Raw genomic sequence first — 16336 nt, forward strand, 5'->3', positions numbered from 1 at the left:
CAGAGTGACCCACCCGGTGCCCGGGCGGGGTCTACACGTTCGCGGAGACCGAACGCTTCGCCCTTACTCCTGCTCTCAGCAGGCGTAGGGCATCGGCAGAGCCGCCGCCTAGGGATGCGCGGCGCTGCCCCTTACGTAGCCGCACCGGGGACGCGGTGCGGCGCAAGAGCAGCTTCAGCTCCCTTGGCGTGAGGCCCGGTCGCAGTGCGAGCAGCAGTGCGGCGGCTCCCGTGACATGCGAGGTCGCCATGGAGGTGCCGCTCATTTCTTTGTAGCCCTCCTTCAGCCAGCAGGAGGGCACGCCTTCGCCGGGCGCGTATACATCGATATATGAACCGCGATTGCTGAAGCCGGCAACCCGGTGTCTTTTATCGATGGCGCCCACGGCTATCGTCTCGGGATAACGTGCGGGATAGTCCCCGCCACGTTTGCCGTCATTCCCAGAGGAGGCAATGACGGCGATTCCGGCCCGATACGCTTTTATAACCACATTGTGGAGCGCCTTGCTTCTAGTCTTCATTCCAAAGCTCATATTAATGACGTCGATTCGGTTCTGCACACACCAATCAATACCTAGCACAATATCGGACACATAGGCTGATCCACTATGATCAAAGGCCTTGACTGGATATAGCAGCGCCCGCGGCGCCACTCCCATCATTCCGCGATTCCCCCCTGCTGCCGCTAAGGTTCCGGCGATATGAGTTCCGTGCCCATTATCATCCAGCGGCAGCATTCCGCGGTGTAGTAGGTTGACTCCAGTGGCTAATGAATGCTTCAGATCGGGATGACGGTAATCCGCGCCGGTGTCAATGACGCCGATTTTGACGTGAACTCCGGTTGATTTAGACCATGCCTGAGGAGCATGAATCGCTTTCACCCCCCAAGGGAGCGCTGCGATTCCGCTTTTTTCGTTAGCTATGGAATGGATTTGGATTTGCAGATCGTCTTCGATATTTAGAAGGTCTGCAAATCGGTTCATCAGCTTTCCGGCGGCAGCGGGCACGAAGAAGGCCCGAATCAGCGGAGATACCTGTACTTGCCGCAGCTCGGGCTGCTTTGCTTTTAGAGCCTTCCATTGGGAGAAAGCTCCGGCATACTGGCGGGGATCGTTGAAGGTAAGAATACGCCGCTCACCATTTTTGGGGGCAACCGATATTTCTTCAAGAAGCATGTTCCAAAATTTGTAATAGTCCATAGGTTTCGCTGTCCCTCCTCGGTGCCCTGCTGCCATATTGTATGAGCGGAGGGAGGGGTCCGAATGGGAACTTGCCCTTTTTTAAGGAAATGGGCTGCCCAGCGTGTCAAAAGACGGCGCTTTACATAAAATAAACAGAAGAGATTAAAACTCTCTTTGTAACATCCCGTAAGGAGCCGATCCTTGGCGTGGATACAGTCATGCGCGGAGGTCTTCCTCCGCCTTTTTAAATCCCATTTCTAAAAACTTTGGGTGCGGCGACCCTTGCTACAATTACATATCAACTCTTCTTGATGAAGACAGGTTTCCTGTATGGATAATAAGCAGGAGGCTTTTTCTGTTGGGCGGTTCTTGCATTTGACTTGCATTTTGTTGTTAAATAGGTTTTACTTAGTTTTGTTAATGGATATTATTGAAATAAACCGTAATGTGAACAATGCGTGAGAGGAAGTGTCCTTTAGTGAGTACGCCACTCAATTTAAAGCTAGACCCTGAGAAAGTTAAAGAAATGCCAATGGTGGATCTTGCCTTTCTGGTGCTTAAAGCAGCCAATACACCGTATTATTACCGTGATCTGATGGTCGAGGTAGCCAAGTTACGCGGCATGACCGATCAAGAAAGCCAAGATACTATTGCCCAGTTATATACCGAGATTAACATTGACGGGCGTTTTGCCTGTGTCGGAACCAACCTTTGGGGACTGAAACGCTGGTATCCTCTTGAGCGCTCCGATGATCCGGTTGGTAACACTAAACGGGTGCGCATCATCAACGATGAAGACGATGATTTGGAAGATGACGATTTTGCTGATGAAGAAGAAAACTACACAGCTGAAGAAGAGGATTTCGACGCTATCGATGAAGATCGCGACGACCTCTATTCTGACGACGACAGCGAAGAAGAAGTCGACGAAGATGTCGTGATCGATGAAGATGACATAGACGAAGACGATACGGACGAAGACGATGCAGAAGATGGCGACGATGAAGATTCCGAGGATGACAAGTAAGATCAATAATCAGAAGAGTCTTGTCTGTGGCATAATTCCTCCCTTGACAGTGGGGGATCGTCAGAGTAAACTATTGCATGGGCTTATCATGTAAGTTAATAAACGTGTTTTCTAAAATAAAAAGTGCCCCGGTTCTACGGGTGTCACTTTTTTGTTTTTTTAGATGCAAAGTAGCTGTAGATTAATGGAATTTGAGGGATGACGGTTTATGTTTTCCCCGGTGAATTAAACTTTTGATTTCCCCTGTTTTGATGATAGTAAAACGGGTTACGATAAACACCATGTGCCGCTTTTATGTTTGGACTTTATTTAGGAGGGTTTTACAGTGACAAAGTATATTTTTGTAACGGGTGGCGTTGTGTCTTCCCTGGGTAAAGGCATTACCGCCGCTTCGCTGGGCAGGCTGCTCAAGAACAGAGGTCTAAAGGTAACGATTCAGAAATTTGATCCGTATCTTAACGTAGACCCTGGAACAATGAGCCCTTACCAGCACGGAGAAGTCTTCGTAACGGATGACGGTGCAGAGACTGACCTTGACCTTGGGCACTATGAACGGTTTATTGATATCAATCTGTCGAAGAACAGCAATGTGACGACAGGTAAGATCTATTCATCCGTAATCAGCAAGGAACGTCGTGGAGAGTACTTGGGTGGAACTGTACAAGTTATCCCGCATATTACGAATGAGATCAAAGAACGCGTGTTCCGCGCGGGCCGCGAGACCAACTCTGATGTTGTTATCACAGAGATCGGCGGTACTGTAGGGGATATTGAAAGTCTTCCGTTCCTGGAAGCGATTCGTCAAATCAAGAGTGATATTGGCCGGGAAAATGTGATGTATATCCACGTAACCTTGATTCCTTATATCAAGGCTGCTGGAGAAGTGAAGACGAAGCCGACACAGCATAGCGTTAAAGAGCTGCGCAGTATCGGTATTCAACCGAATGTCATCGTGTGCCGTACGGAATATGAGCTTTCCGCAGATATGAAAGCCAAAATCGCACTCTTTTGCGATATTGATGCTAATGCTGTTGTGGAATGCCGCGATGCTTCGACGTTATATGAAGTTCCATTGAACCTTCGTGATGAAGGATTGGACGAGATTGTTGTTAATCATTTGAAGCTTACAACACCTGCGCCAGATATGCGCGAATGGGAAAGTATGCTTAGCCGGATTCAGAAATTAGAGAAGACAGTAGAAATAGCAATTGTAGGTAAGTACGTAGCACTGCATGATGCTTATTTGAGCGTTGTTGAATCACTTTCACACGCAGGTTTTGCTGCGAATGCAGAGGTTAAGATCCGCTGGGTGAATGCAGAGGAAATTACGGATGAGAACGTGGACGAAATGCTGCGTGGTATTGGCGGTATTCTTGTTCCTGGTGGTTTCGGTGATCGGGGAATCGAAGGTAAAATCTCCGCTATTCGTTATGCCCGTGAGCAATTGATACCTTTCTTTGGGATTTGCCTTGGAATGCAGGTTTCTGTAATTGAATATGGCCGTTCTGTTCTTGGACTACAAGGTGCAAACAGCTCCGAAATCGATCCAAATACACAATATCCATTGATTGATTTGCTTCCTGAGCAAAAAGATATTGAAGATATGGGCGGCACTATGCGTCTTGGGTTGTATCCTTGTAAGATTATTCCGGACTCTCTGGCAATGTCTTGCTATGATGATGAACTGGTATATGAGCGTCACCGTCACCGGTATGAGTTCAACAATGCTTACCGTGACGAAATTGAAAAAGCAGGACTGGTTATCTCCGGAACTTCTCCGGATGGCCGTCTAGTTGAGATCGTAGAGCTTCCAGAGCATCCGTGGTTCCTCTCGGTTCAATTCCACCCGGAATTCACTTCACGTCCGAACCGTCCGCAACCGCTATTCCGTGAATTTGTCAAAGCCTCTTTGACGCATTCCGAGCAACAATAATTTATACACAGACAGAAAGAACCCTCGGTTCTTAAATAGTCGAAGAGAGCCTTCATCCGAAGGCTCTCTTTTTGTATTACCCTTTAATAGAAATATTGTAACTTACATTTATTTCATTTTAGACTCATTATTTACCCATTTTATCCAATTAGCAGGATTTGGACAGTAAAGCACGAATAATAGGTTTCGTATGGAGTAGTTTCTAAAGGGGCCGGTCGCTGTGGAGAGCGCGGTATAGTCAATCTGCCTTAATTTCTGGGAGGGTATCGTATGGAAAAGAAGAAAGTATTAATTGTCGATGATCAGAATGGGATCCGGATTCTTCTTATGGAAGTGTTCAATAGTGAGGGATATACAACATTTCAAGCGGCTAACGGAAAATTGGCATTAGACATTGTTCGCAGCGAGTCACCCGATTTGGTCTTACTCGATATGAAAATACCGGGAATGGATGGACTCGAGATTCTGAAGCATCTAAAGGAGATCAATCCGTCCATTAAGGTCATTATGATGACGGCGTATGGTGAACTGGACATGATTAAGGAGGCGACCAAGCTAGGGGCGTTAATGCATTTTACAAAGCCGTTCGACATAGACGAAATGCGCGTAGCGGTAAACATGCATCTTCATAACAAGTCTGTGGATCAATGCAGTTAGAACGGTGATTTCTGTATCGGTCCTATTTCGCGTGGTGACTCCGAAGCGGATGAGTCTAATTGCTATATGGGCTGGATAAAAATCGTCCCACCGGGACATTTTTTTGTTTACCCTATTTAGTATTTGACACAGGATGTGCTATAATAAGCCTGTATGTGATGTCGGTTTAAAAACATAGCCAACCAACATTCTTAGGAGGATGAAACCATGCCATTAGTATCTATGACAGACATGTTGAACAAAGCACTTGAAGGAAAATATGCAGTAGGTCAGTACAACATTAACAACTTGGAGTGGACTCAAGCTATTCTTGGTGCCGCTGAACAAGAAAAATCACCAGTAATCCTTGGTGTATCTGAAGGCGCAGCACGCCACATGGGCGGCTTCACTACTGTTGTTAAAATGGTTGAAGGTCTAATTATTGACATGAATATCACTGTTCCTGTAGCTATCCACCTTGACCATGGATCTAGCTTTGATAAATGTAAAGCAGCAATTGATGCTGGATTTACATCCGTAATGATCGACGGTTCCCATCACCCAATCGATGAGAACATCGATATGACTAAAAAAGTCGTTGAATATGCTCACGCTAAAGGCGTTTCTGTAGAAGCTGAAGTAGGTACTGTTGGTGGACAAGAAGACGACGTTATCGGCGGCATCATGTATGCTAAGCTTGATGAGTGCGTACGTATTGTGAAAGAAACAGGTATCGACACCCTGGCTCCTGCACTTGGTTCCGTTCATGGACCTTACCATGGCGAGCCTAACCTCGGATTCAAAGAAATGGAAGAAATCCGTGACGCTACTAACATCCCAATGGTTCTTCATGGTGGTACAGGTATTCCTGAACATGACATCAAGAAAGCCATCTCCCTGGGTACTTCCAAAATCAACGTGAACACTGAGAACCAAATCGTCTTCGCAAAAGTGGTTCGCGAAGTTCTAGCTGCTAAACCTGATGCTTACGATCCACGTACATTCATCGCACCAGGTCGCGATGCAATCAAAGAAACCGTTATTGGTAAAATTCGCGAATTTGGATCCAACAACAAAGCCTAATCATTGTAGCTTCCGCCTCAGGTGGACAAGCAATTTGTTAAAGGATAGGGCTATTACTCTGTCCAGTTGAATAGTTTGATGAGGAAAGCACACCGCTTAGCCGGTGTCTTTCCATTTTCATCACTAAAAGTCCACAGCACGTATTGCCCACCCAGCTGCAATACACGTAGGGGGAAATTGATAAATCTATGGAAAAATTAATGATTGGCGGTGGACGTCCGCTAGAGGGCGTTGTAACCATCAGTGGAGCAAAGAATAGTGCCATCGCGCTTATTCCTGCGGCAATTTTGGCCGAATCTGAAGTTGTTCTGGATAATTTACCGTCCCTTAGTGATGTAGCCGTTTACTCCGAAATCTTGCAAGAGCTTGGCGCTAATGTATCTTGGTCAGGCAATCAGATGAGAATTGACCCTTCACGTATTGTATCTATTCCAATGCCCAATGGGCCGGTTAAGAAACTTAGAGCTTCGTATTATATGATGGGAGCTCTGCTTGGAAGATTCAAAGAAGCGACAATAGGTCTTCCTGGTGGCTGTAATTTTGAACCTCGTCCAATTGATCAACATATCAAGGGATTCGAGGCTTTGGGAGCAACAGTTACCAACGAACATGGTTCTATCCACTTATATGCAAAAGAGCTACGCGGTGCGAAGATTTATCTGGACGTATCAAGCGTAGGTGCCACTATAAACATCATGCTGGCGGCTTCACGAGCCAAAGGCTCTACAATTATTGAAAATGCGGCTAAAGAGCCTGAGATTATAGATGTAGCTACCCTATTGAACTCTATGGGCGCTGTTATTAAAGGCGCTGGTACAGAAACAATCCGGATCGAAGGGGTCTCGGAAATGCACGGTTGCCGTCATTCCATTATTCCCGATCGGATTCAAGCAGGAACTTATATGATTGCCGCTGCGGCTACGCGCGGTAATGTGTTGATAGATAATGTTATTCCTAAGCACTTGGAAGCCTTAACAGCCAAGCTTTTAGAGATGGGTGTGGATATTGAAGAGCTTGATGAAAGTATCCGAGTTATAGGTAGAGCTAATTATGAACATGCAGATGTTAAAGCACTGACCTATCCTGGATTTCCTACAGATTTACAATCTCCTATGACAAGTATGCTGACACAGGCAGAAGGGGTTAGTGTGCTTAGCGATTTCGTCTACAGCAACCGCTTCAAGCATGTGCCAGAGTTGGTAAGAATGGGCGCAAAGATTCGTGTTGAAGGCCGATCTGCAATTATTGAGGGCAGTAAACTTAATGCTGCTAAAGTAAAGGCAGCTGATCTGCGTGCGGGTGCAGCCCTTGTCATTGCCGGGTTAACAGTAGAGGATGGTATTACTGAAGTGACCGGCGTAGAGTATATTGATCGTGGTTATGATAATTTAGTGAGCAACCTTCGGCAACTTGGTGCTCATGTTTGGCGTGAGAATGAATAATATTAGGATATCCCGCTTGGAAGGAGTGTTAATTTGCGGCCAAACCGCATATTTCCTTCCATTTGGGGTAATACTAATCTAATGAGCATTTTAATAGAATCATATTTTTGCCTAGTAGATAGACTAGGAAGAACTCATTTAAAAATTGAATAGGTGGTTATTACATGGATCTTCAAATTTCCGATCTGGAAGAAATGAAGCTGACCGAGTTATATAAGCTGGCCAAGAAATACCAGATTCCTTATTACGGACAGCTGAAGAAACGGGAACTGATCTTTGCGATCCTTCGGGCACAGGCAGAGCAGAGCGGTCTCATGTTTATGGAAGGCGTACTAGAAATTTTGCCTGAGGGCTATGGATTTCTTAGGCCGATTAACTATTTGCCCAGTGCTGAAGATATTTACATCTCAGCTTCACAAATTCGTAAGTTTGATCTCAGAAGCGGAGATCTTGTGTCTGGTAAATGTCGGACACCAAAAGAAAATGAACGATATTTTGGCCTGCTTCAAGTCAATGCCGTTAATGGCGAGAACCCTGCTAGTGCAGCGGAGCGTCTTCATTTTCCAGCATTAACACCACTTTATCCGCAAGACAAGCTACCGCTTGAAACATCCCCTACTCATTTGTCTACCCGAATAATGGATTTGCTCGCTCCTGTAGGTTTGGGGCAGCGGGGTTTGATTGTAGCACCTCCAAAAGCAGGAAAAACGCTCCTCTTAAAAGAAATTGCCAATAGTATTTCCACTAATAATCCTGAGATTGAGCTCTTTGTATTGCTGATTGATGAACGTCCTGAAGAAGTAACCGATATGCAGCGTTCTGTAAAAGGCGAAGTGGTTGCATCGACGTTTGATGAGCTTCCAGAGAATCATATTAAAGTGGCTGAGCTTGTGTTGCAAAGGGCACTTCGTTTAGTTGAGCACAAGAAGGATGTAGTTATTCTTTTGGATAGCATTACGCGTCTGGCGCGTGCTTATAATCTGGTGGTTCCACCATCTGGACGTACACTTAGCGGGGGGATTGACCCGGCGGCTTTTCACCGGCCGAAGCGGTTTTTTGGTTCTGCACGGAATGTGGAAGAAGGCGGCTCATTAACTATTTTGGCAACAGCATTAATAGATACTGGCTCGCGTATGGATGATATTATATATGAAGAATTTAAGGGTACCGGTAATATGGAGCTTCATTTGGACCGCAAATTGGCGGAACGCCGGATATTCCCAGCTATCGATATTCGTCGTTCAGGTACACGTCGCGAAGAAGTGCTCTTGAGCAAAGAAGAACTGGATACGATTTGGGCGATTCGAAAAAATATGAACGAGTCCTACGATTTTGTGGAGGGATTCATCAAAAAGCTGCGTGATACGAAGACTAATGCTGAGTTCTTGGCATCCTTTGACGTTGCTGGGGCAAAAACAACACCAAACGGGACTGCAAGTAACGGGGGCACCTCCAACAGTGGTACAGCTGCTCGTCGTACCACGCGGGCGAAGACACCTTCAGTACCTACAACTTGAGAATTGATAATAAGAGGAGACTAACATGTATTTGGTATATGCCGACGGGCAAGGAAACGTATATGATCATCCCGAACTGTACGGGCTAGCCCGTAGTGGGGATATGATTGTTGAAATGCTGGAGGAAGAATTAATTCCATTACCAGAAGGTGCTACGCTCGTGGGGTTGCCTAGTACACGTGCTGTGGGTATGAATCCTGAGACGGGTGAAATGATGTCTTTGCCGGAAGGCTCGCAGGCTGTCGGAGCGCTGCTGCCGCAAGGCTACACTCGTCTATGTCTTCCTGGTTATGTGAAGACAGATAAGTCTTATAAGCTTCCTCTGTTTGGGTATTCGGCTGTAGTGTGGAAGGATGGCGGGTTCTATGTTGCGGCAGACCCTACCGATAATCCAGAGAAATGGAATCCACTTAATTGTGACAAAGAAGATCTTGAAGTCAGTGTTGGTGAGATGACAGCCAAATATCCTGATAACCGCCTCTATGAGCATCTTTCTAACTGTGCGCTTGGCTATGAATGCCTGACTTCCTCCAATACCTTTTTAGGGCGTTGGGAGGGCGGTGTACCCGTCTCTTATTCATGTAATGCTGGATGTTTTGGCTGTATTTCTGAGCAACCTGATGATAGCGGCTTTGTATCTCCGCAGACTCGGATGAATTTCCGGCCTACGGTCAACGAAATTTCACAAGTTATGTTGGAGCATTTAAAGACGCCTGAATCGATTATCAGCTTTGGACAAGGCTGTGAAGGGGAACCTTCCACGCAGGCAAAACTTATTATAGAAGCTATTCGTGAAGTGCGCTCGATTACTGATATGGGCTATATCAATATCAACACCAATGCGGGATTAAGCGATCATATGCGAGGAATCGTTGATGCTGGGCTCGATTTGATGCGTGTCAGCACAATCAGTGCCCTTGATGACCATTATAATGCTTATTACAAACCACGCGGTTATACATTGGCCAACGTAGAGAAATCTTTGAAATACGCTGCTTCGCAGGGTGTTTACACATCGATCAATTATCTGATCTTCCCTGGAGTGACTGATCGCGAAGAAGAGATTGAAGCGATGCTTGAGTTTGTAAGACGTACTGATCTGAAGCTTATTCAGATGCGCAATCTAAACATTGACCCGGAGAGTTATTTAGAGTTGATTCCTCCTGCCCAGGGTGAAATCCTTGGGATGAAGACGATGCTTGATATTTTCCGCGATGAACTGCCGGATGTAGTTATAGGCTCTTATACACATGTGCCACCAGCAGATATGGCGCGGGCTAAGCGGCGGGGAATTAATATTTAAGCAGCTAAAATGTAAAAATGAAACATATTGCCCAATTCGATATTTCGTGCTAAAATACCACAGTGTAATCATATAACTCTGGGTCCGCATGAGGCTTAGGGCATGAGAGGTGAAATTCAAAATGCAAGAAGCAATTCAACCAAAGTATAATGTAACTAAGGTAACCTGCGCATGTGGCAACACTTTCGAAGCTGGCTCTGTTAAACAAGAGCTTCGTGTCGAAATTTGCTCCAACTGCCATCCGTTCTTCACTGGCAAGCAGAAGTTCTTGGATGCCGGCGGTCGCGTTGATAAATTTAAGAAGAAATATGGTATCTAATTTGAATAGTCGCTTTGCGGCTTAACGGTTAGATTGAGCCCCCAGCTGTATAGCTGAGGGGCTCATTTTATGTCTTGGAGTTGATTTTTGTCCGAGCGTGAGCTATACTTATCTTCGCCGTGCTAGACGGGGAGGTAGCGGTGCCCTGTAACTCGCAATCCGCTGTAGCGAGGTTGAATTCCTGTTAGAGGTGCTATCGATGTGAGGCCTTGGTTCCTACGGGCTGTGTTGACAGTTGGGTCCTCCGCAATGAGTGCTTATGAACCTGGTCAGGTCCGGAAGGAAGCAGCCATAAGTAAGATTACTTTTGTGCCGGAGGGTGGCCTAACTCGAGCAGTCATGTAGGGTTGCCGCTTGGATCGTAGCCATCAATAACAGGTGCACGGTTTATAATTCTGTTTATCATAGCATCTTTGCCACAAGCAAAGATGCTTTTTGTTTTTGGTCAATAGCCGATGAATATAGTATAATAAATTTGCGACAAATGCCGGGAAAGCGGCAGCTTAAGAGAGGGTAATGCATAGTGGAACATATCGCGCTGTACCGTGCTTGGCGGCCGCAGTCGTTTCAAGACATGGTTGGACAACAGCACATTATCCAAACGCTGCAGAACGCAATTCGTGAACAGCGGGTTTCGCATGCCTATCTGTTCAGCGGTCCGCGGGGAACTGGTAAGACAAGTGCTGCTAAAGTCTTAGCTAAAGCGGTTAACTGTGAACGTGGGCCAGGTCCGGAACCTTGTAACGAATGTCCATCCTGCCTGCGAATCGCTGCTGGTAATGTAATGGATGTGCAGGAAATAGATGCGGCATCAAACCGGGGCGTAGAGGAGATCCGTGATCTGCGTGAAAAGGTGAAGTATGCACCTACCGAGGTGCGCCGTAAAGTGTATATCATTGATGAAGTGCATATGCTGACTACAGAAGCTTTTAATGCTCTATTAAAGACGTTGGAGGAACCGCCGTCACATGCGATGTTTATTCTTGCGACAACGGAACCTCACAAATTGCCAGCGACAATAATTTCCCGTTGTCAGCGTTTTGACTTCCGTAGAGTGGCGTTAGAAGAACAGACCGCCCATCTGACTGCTATTTGTGAGAAGGAAGGGATTACAGCGGATAACAACGCATTGCAGTATATTGCCCGTCTATCTGATGGTGGTATGCGTGATGCATTGAGCTTGCTGGATCAGATTTCATCCTTTACAGATGGTAATGTTACGTACGAGCAAGTGTTAGGAATGACAGGAGGAATTCCCTCCGAGCAATTTGCACGTCTTGCCACTGCCATATTGGAAGGTGATATGGGTCTTCTTCTGGAGCTCGTTGAGCAGCTTATGCATGAAGGTAAAAGTGCAGATAAATGCCTAGAGAATCTCATGTATTATTTCCGTGATTTATTGATGATTAAGATGGTACCCGAGGCCGATCAATTAACAGAGCGGGTGCTGAATTCTGCTGAATTTAAAGATATGGCCACCGCATTTTCTCGGGAGCGTCTATTTCAGATTGTAGATACAATCAATAAATACCTAGGTGAAATGAAATACGCAACACATCCTCAGACACTGTTTGAAGTGGCGCTGATGAAGCTTTGCAGCTTGCAGCAAGAGGTAAGTCAGAGCGCCGCATTTGCTCCGTTAGGTGAAACAAATGCCGGAGTAGGCGCGAATCATTCGAGCGTTGACTCTGGTGAACTGGATCTTCTCAAAAGACAGATCGCAGCACTGGAGAAGAAGCTGGAACAGGCAATGCAATCCGGTGGTATTTCCGGAGGAGGGCGTGATGGTGCTCCTGCACCGAAATCGCACGCGGTTCCAACACCGCGGGTTTCTTCAGCCTCAAAAATGCCTCCTAACGTAGATAAGTTTATTGCTGGTAAAGATAGTCCCGATTTTGCAGCTATCTATAAACAGTGGAGCCTTGTCCTGCAGGGAGTAAAAGAGGAAAAGGTAACGGTTCATGCATGGTTTGTAGACGGTGAGCCAGTATCGATTATGGAGGATGCGGTGCTTGTTGCATTCAAGAACACGATTCACCGCGATACTACGGAGAAGCCGGCAAACAGACAGGTTATTGAGAGTGTGCTTGCAGCGCGTCTAGGCAAACCTTATAGACTTGTAACCATGATGCTTCGTGACTGGAATGAAGCTGCCCAGAAGTCTGTGGGACAGACTGGCAAAGAAGAACTGCAATTGGAGCATGAACACGATACTGCAGAAGCTAAACCTGAACCTTGGATTGATGAGGCTATCCAGCTTTTTGGAGAAGACCTTGTTGTCATAAAAGAGTAATATAAACATACTAGCGCTAATTGCGCATTCCAAAGGAGAGACGATGTATGAATAATATGAACCAAATGATGAAGCAAGTTAAGAAAATGCAGGAGCAAATGCTTAAAGCTCAAGAGGAACTCGGAGGCAAGGTTATTGAGGGTTCATCAGGTGGCGGCGTAGTTACTGTTCAAGTAAACGGCCACAAAAAATTGCTGTCTATTCAAATTAAACCGGAAGCCGTTGATCCGGAAGATGTTGAAATGCTGCAAGATCTTGTAATCACTGCTGTAAATGATGCATTGACTCAAGCTGAAGAGCTTGCTAACAATGACATGGGTAAATTCACTGGTGGAATGAAGATCCCAGGCTTGTTCTAATAGCCCACTCCACTTCAGTCTAAAGGAGAATTATTAATTTGTATTATCCCGAACCGCTAGCTAAGCTGATCGATGCTTTTACGCGTTTGCCCGGGATTGGACCGAAGACAGCCGCCCGGTTAGCTTTTCATGTGCTTAACATGAAAGAGGATGAAGTCATTGATTTTGCAAAAGCGCTAGTAAGCGTCAAACGCAATCTTCACTATTGCTCGGTCTGCTGTAATATTACGGATACGGACCCATGCAAGATATGTCAGGACAAAACTAGAGATCCTTCAGTGATATGTGTGATTCAAGACTCTAAGGATTTGGTGGCTATAGAACGAACCAAGGAGTTTAATGGATATTACCATGTTCTTCAGGGTGCTATTTCACCTATGGAAGGTATCGGCCCTGATGATATTCGCCTGAAAGAATTATTGACCCGTCTGAGTGATGAGAGAGTAAGCGAGCTTATAATGGCGACTAACCCCAATATTGAGGGTGAAGCAACGGCGATGTACATTTCTCGTCTTGTTCGGCCGTTTGAGATTAAAATCACCAGGATAGCTCATGGCTTGCCTGTAGGTGGCGATCTTGAATACGCTGATGAAGTTACTTTGTCCAAAGCGTTGGAAGGCCGTCGCGAGCTATTCTAGCAGCTCTATAGTGGTATTTTTCAAAAAGGAAGCCCTCGGGTTTCCTTTTTTTTGTTCTAAGTTTGTCCCTATCCCGATATGAATGAGAATAACGAGATGTGTATTTTGCATCAAAATTATTCTGAGGAGGAATTGAAATGGGATGGTGGAGAGAGCTGTGGTGGGGAGTGGATAAGGAACAAGGCGCAAAGGAAAGTGAGGGATGGGAAACCCTCTTAGAGGTCCGTAAGGCGCATTCAGAGTGGGAGAGGGCGTACCTGATGTTCGACGAGGCGTTGGGACAGGATCAGATAGATTACGCAATATATATTTTGGAGGCTGCAGAACGTAAATATCAGATACATCTCAAACATGCAAAAAGCTTGGGGTTGAACAGCAGTCAAATATAAGGGCTTATAAATAAATGTATAAGGGGGATCTACATGCTTAGAATGATAGCTATGGGCGTATTGATATTATCCGTTATCCTATTAGGTTTAGTTGTATTTAGAAAAAAGCTGGGTTTTGGGTGGCTAAGTTTATTTGGGGTTCATTTGGTATTGGCTGCACTCGGGATATATGTAGTGAACTTCTCAGGTTTGCTCACGCAGGTGTATATCCCTTTGAACCCTGCAACTATAGGCGCAGTAACGGTTCTTGGGCTTCCTGGCGTGGTGATGTTACTCGGATTAAGAATAATTTTATTTTAATGCTTGACGTGGCTTTGAAAAATATGATACATTAAGTCTCGCCCGTTTGGACAAGCTGTTGATTAACAACTTGCTGAAATGGTCAAGCAAAAAAAGAAATTAAAAAAATGCTTGACGAAAACAAAGGCGCTGTGATATATTATAAAGGTCGCTGCTGACAAGCAACGACGACGAAAGAAGAGGCATTGATCTTTGAAAACTGAACAACGAGTGAGTGGGAAATCACGTAAGTGAAATCCGAATTAGAGAATTAATTTTCTCGTCAGATGTTTCAAAATGAGCATATCGCTCTTTTCAATACTAATTGGAGAGTTTGATCCTGGCTCAGGACGAACGCTGGCGGCGTGCCTAATACATGCAAGTCGAGCGGAGTCATTTTGAAAGCTTGCTTTCAAAATGACTTAGCGGCGGACGGGTGAGTAACACGTAGGCAACCTGCCCTTCAGACTGGGATAACTACCGGAAACGGTAGCTAATACCGGATAATTTCTTTTTTCTCCTGAGAGAAGAATGAAAGACGGAGCAATCTGTCACTGAGGGATGGGCCTGCGGCGCATTAGCTAGTTGGTGGGGTAACGGCCCACCAAGGCGACGATGCGTAGCCGACCTGAGAGGGTGAACGGCCACACTGGGACTGAGACACGGCCCAGACTCCTACGGGAGGCAGCAGTAGGGAATCTTCCGCAATGGGCGAAAGCCTGACGGAGCAACGCCGCGTGAGTGATGAAGGTTTTCGGATCGTAAAGCTCTGTTGCCAGGGAAGAACGTCCGGTGGAGTAACTGCTACCGGAGTGACGGTACCTGAGAAGAAAGCCCCGGCTAACTACGTGCCAGCAGCCGCGGTAATACGTAGGGGGCAAGCGTTGTCCGGAATTATTGGGCGTAAAGCGCGCGCAGGCGGCTATTTAAGTCTGGTGTTTAAACCTTGGGCTCAACCTGAGGTCGCACTGGAAACTGGGTGGCTTGAGTACAGAAGAGGAAAGTGGAATTCCACGTGTAGCGGTGAAATGCGTAGATATGTGGAGGAACACCAGTGGCGAAGGCGACTTTCTGGGCTGTAACTGACGCTGAGGCGCGAAAGCGTGGGGAGCAAACAGGATTAGATACCCTGGTAGTCCACGCCGTAAACGATGAGTGCTAGGTGTTAGGGGTTTCGATACCCTTGGTGCCGAAGTTAACACAGTAAGCACTCCGCCTGGGGAGTACGGTCGCAAGACTGAAACTCAAAGGAATTGACGGGGACCCGCACAAGCAGTGGAGTATGTGGTTTAATTCGAAGCAACGCGAAGAACCTTACCAGGTCTTGACATCCCTCTGAATCTGCTAGAGATAGCAGCGGCCTTCGGGACAGAGGAGACAGGTGGTGCATGGTTGTCGTCAGCTCGTGTCGTGAGATGTTGGGTTAAGTCCCGCAACGAGCGCAACCCTTAACTTTAGTTGCCAGCAGGTAATGCTGGGCACTCTAGAGTGACTGCCGGTGACAAACCGGAGGAAGGTGGGGATGACGTCAAATCATCATGCCCCTTATGACCTGGGCTACACACGTACTACAATGGCCGGTACAACGGGAAGCGAAGCCGCGAGGTGGAGCCAATCCCATCAAAGCCGGTCTCAGTTCGGATTGCAGGCTGCAACTCGCCTGCATGAAGTCGGAATTGCTAGTAATCGCGGATCAGCATGCCGCGGTGAATACGTTCCCGGGTCTTGTACACACCGCCCGTCACACCACGAGAGTTTACAACACCCGAAGTCGGTGGGGTAACCCGCAAGGGAGCCAGCCGCCGAAGGTGGGGTAGATGATTGGGGTGAAGTCGTAACAAGGTAGCCGTATCGGAAGGTGCGGCTGGATCACCTCCTTTCTATGGAGAATCGTTCTCTGCAATGAGGACATTCAAATCGGAAGCTAAGCTTCCACGA

14 protein-coding genes, 1 rRNA gene and 1 other RNA gene are annotated in these 16336 nt (G+C 46.4%); 15 read left to right on the forward strand and 1 reads right to left on the reverse strand.

What is annotated here, in order from left to right; translation table 11 throughout:
* Nucleotides 1–31: 31 nt before the first annotated feature.
* Nucleotides 32–1198 carry a S8 family peptidase gene (locus tag NSQ50_RS00590; RefSeq protein ID WP_076225178.1) on the reverse strand — a complete coding sequence of 389 codons (1167 nt, stop codon included), beginning with the start codon at nt 1196–1198 and terminating at the stop codon, nt 32–34.
* A 460-nt stretch (nt 1199–1658) separates the two neighbouring features.
* Here NSQ50_RS00590 and rpoE point away from each other — a divergent pair, with 460 nt between their 5' ends.
* From rpoE to NSQ50_RS00665, 15 genes are all read left to right on the forward strand, one after another.
* Nucleotides 1659–2207 carry a DNA-directed RNA polymerase subunit delta gene (gene rpoE / locus NSQ50_RS00595; protein ID WP_036679939.1) on the forward strand — a complete coding sequence of 183 codons (549 nt, stop codon included), beginning with the start codon at nt 1659–1661 and terminating at the stop codon, nt 2205–2207.
* Nucleotides 2208–2532: 325 nt separating this feature from the next.
* Nucleotides 2533–4140, forward strand: a complete 1608-nt coding sequence (locus tag NSQ50_RS00600) for a CTP synthase (protein ID WP_076130377.1) — start codon at nt 2533–2535, stop codon at nt 4138–4140.
* Nucleotides 4141–4410: 270 nt separating this feature from the next.
* On the forward strand, nt 4411–4797 hold the full coding sequence (locus NSQ50_RS00605; RefSeq protein ID WP_036679935.1) for a response regulator: 387 nt from the start codon (nt 4411–4413) through the stop codon (nt 4795–4797).
* 207 nt (nt 4798–5004) lie between these two features.
* Nucleotides 5005–5859 carry a class II fructose-1,6-bisphosphate aldolase gene (gene fba / locus NSQ50_RS00610; protein WP_036679934.1) on the forward strand — a complete coding sequence of 285 codons (855 nt, stop codon included), beginning with the start codon at nt 5005–5007 and terminating at the stop codon, nt 5857–5859.
* A gap of 188 nt (nt 5860–6047) precedes the next feature.
* Nucleotides 6048–7301, forward strand: a complete 1254-nt coding sequence (locus tag NSQ50_RS00615; RefSeq protein WP_036679932.1) for a UDP-N-acetylglucosamine 1-carboxyvinyltransferase — start codon at nt 6048–6050, stop codon at nt 7299–7301.
* Between the two features lie 164 nt (nt 7302–7465).
* Nucleotides 7466–8818, forward strand: coding sequence for a transcription termination factor Rho (rho, locus tag NSQ50_RS00620; RefSeq protein WP_036679930.1), 1353 nt, complete (start codon nt 7466–7468; stop codon nt 8816–8818).
* Between the two features lie 25 nt (nt 8819–8843).
* Entirely contained in the window at nt 8844–10121 is a 1278-nt protein-coding gene (locus tag NSQ50_RS00625) for a radical SAM protein (RefSeq protein ID WP_038568079.1), read from the forward strand.
* A 121-nt stretch (nt 10122–10242) separates the two neighbouring features.
* Complete coding sequence (rpmE, locus tag NSQ50_RS00630; protein WP_036679927.1) at nt 10243–10440, forward strand: 50S ribosomal protein L31; 198 nt, start codon at nt 10243–10245, stop codon at nt 10438–10440.
* 117 nt (nt 10441–10557) lie between these two features.
* Nucleotides 10558–10826: signal recognition particle sRNA large type (gene ffs / locus NSQ50_RS00635), an RNA gene on the forward strand.
* A gap of 137 nt (nt 10827–10963) precedes the next feature.
* Complete coding sequence (gene dnaX, locus NSQ50_RS00640) at nt 10964–12733, forward strand: DNA polymerase III subunit gamma/tau (RefSeq protein WP_076225179.1); 1770 nt, start codon at nt 10964–10966, stop codon at nt 12731–12733.
* A 47-nt stretch (nt 12734–12780) separates the two neighbouring features.
* On the forward strand, nt 12781–13092 hold the full coding sequence (locus tag NSQ50_RS00645; protein WP_036679924.1) for a YbaB/EbfC family nucleoid-associated protein: 312 nt from the start codon (nt 12781–12783) through the stop codon (nt 13090–13092).
* A 38-nt stretch (nt 13093–13130) separates the two neighbouring features.
* On the forward strand, nt 13131–13730 hold the full coding sequence (recR, locus tag NSQ50_RS00650) for a recombination mediator RecR (protein ID WP_036679922.1): 600 nt from the start codon (nt 13131–13133) through the stop codon (nt 13728–13730).
* A 137-nt stretch (nt 13731–13867) separates the two neighbouring features.
* Nucleotides 13868–14119, forward strand: a complete 252-nt coding sequence (locus tag NSQ50_RS00655; RefSeq protein ID WP_076130375.1) for a DUF2508 family protein — start codon at nt 13868–13870, stop codon at nt 14117–14119.
* A 42-nt stretch (nt 14120–14161) separates the two neighbouring features.
* A complete protein-coding gene (locus tag NSQ50_RS00660; protein WP_370510561.1) occupies nt 14162–14419 on the forward strand; it encodes a pro-sigmaK processing inhibitor BofA family protein in 258 nt (85 codons plus the stop codon).
* 301 nt (nt 14420–14720) lie between these two features.
* A 16S ribosomal RNA gene (locus NSQ50_RS00665) occupies nt 14721–16278 on the forward strand.
* Nucleotides 16279–16336: the final 58 nt, after the last annotated feature.

This window comes from Paenibacillus sp. FSL R10-2788 (assembly GCF_038003885.1).
Classification (GTDB): Bacteria; Bacillota; Bacilli; order Paenibacillales; family Paenibacillaceae; genus Paenibacillus_AQ; species Paenibacillus_AQ odorifer.

Bases quoted from the DNA above. Each gene is read 5' to 3' on its own strand.
- NSQ50_RS00590 (WP_076225178.1), bottom strand. From the start codon at position 1,198: ATGGACTATTACAAATTTTGGAACATGCTTCTTGAAGAAATATCGGTT.
- NSQ50_RS00605 (WP_036679935.1), top strand. From the start codon at position 4,411: ATGGAAAAGAAGAAAGTATTAATTGTCGATGATCAGAATGGGATCCGG.
- fba (WP_036679934.1), top strand. From the start codon at position 5,005: ATGCCATTAGTATCTATGACAGACATGTTGAACAAAGCACTTGAAGGA.
- NSQ50_RS00615 (WP_036679932.1), top strand. From the start codon at position 6,048: ATGGAAAAATTAATGATTGGCGGTGGACGTCCGCTAGAGGGCGTTGTA.
- rho (WP_036679930.1), top strand. From the start codon at position 7,466: ATGGATCTTCAAATTTCCGATCTGGAAGAAATGAAGCTGACCGAGTTA.
- NSQ50_RS00625 (WP_038568079.1), top strand. From the start codon at position 8,844: ATGTATTTGGTATATGCCGACGGGCAAGGAAACGTATATGATCATCCC.
- rpmE (WP_036679927.1), top strand. From the start codon at position 10,243: ATGCAAGAAGCAATTCAACCAAAGTATAATGTAACTAAGGTAACCTGC.
- NSQ50_RS00645 (WP_036679924.1), top strand. From the start codon at position 12,781: ATGAATAATATGAACCAAATGATGAAGCAAGTTAAGAAAATGCAGGAG.
- NSQ50_RS00655 (WP_076130375.1), top strand. From the start codon at position 13,868: ATGGGATGGTGGAGAGAGCTGTGGTGGGGAGTGGATAAGGAACAAGGC.
- NSQ50_RS00660 (WP_370510561.1), top strand. From the start codon at position 14,162: ATGATAGCTATGGGCGTATTGATATTATCCGTTATCCTATTAGGTTTA.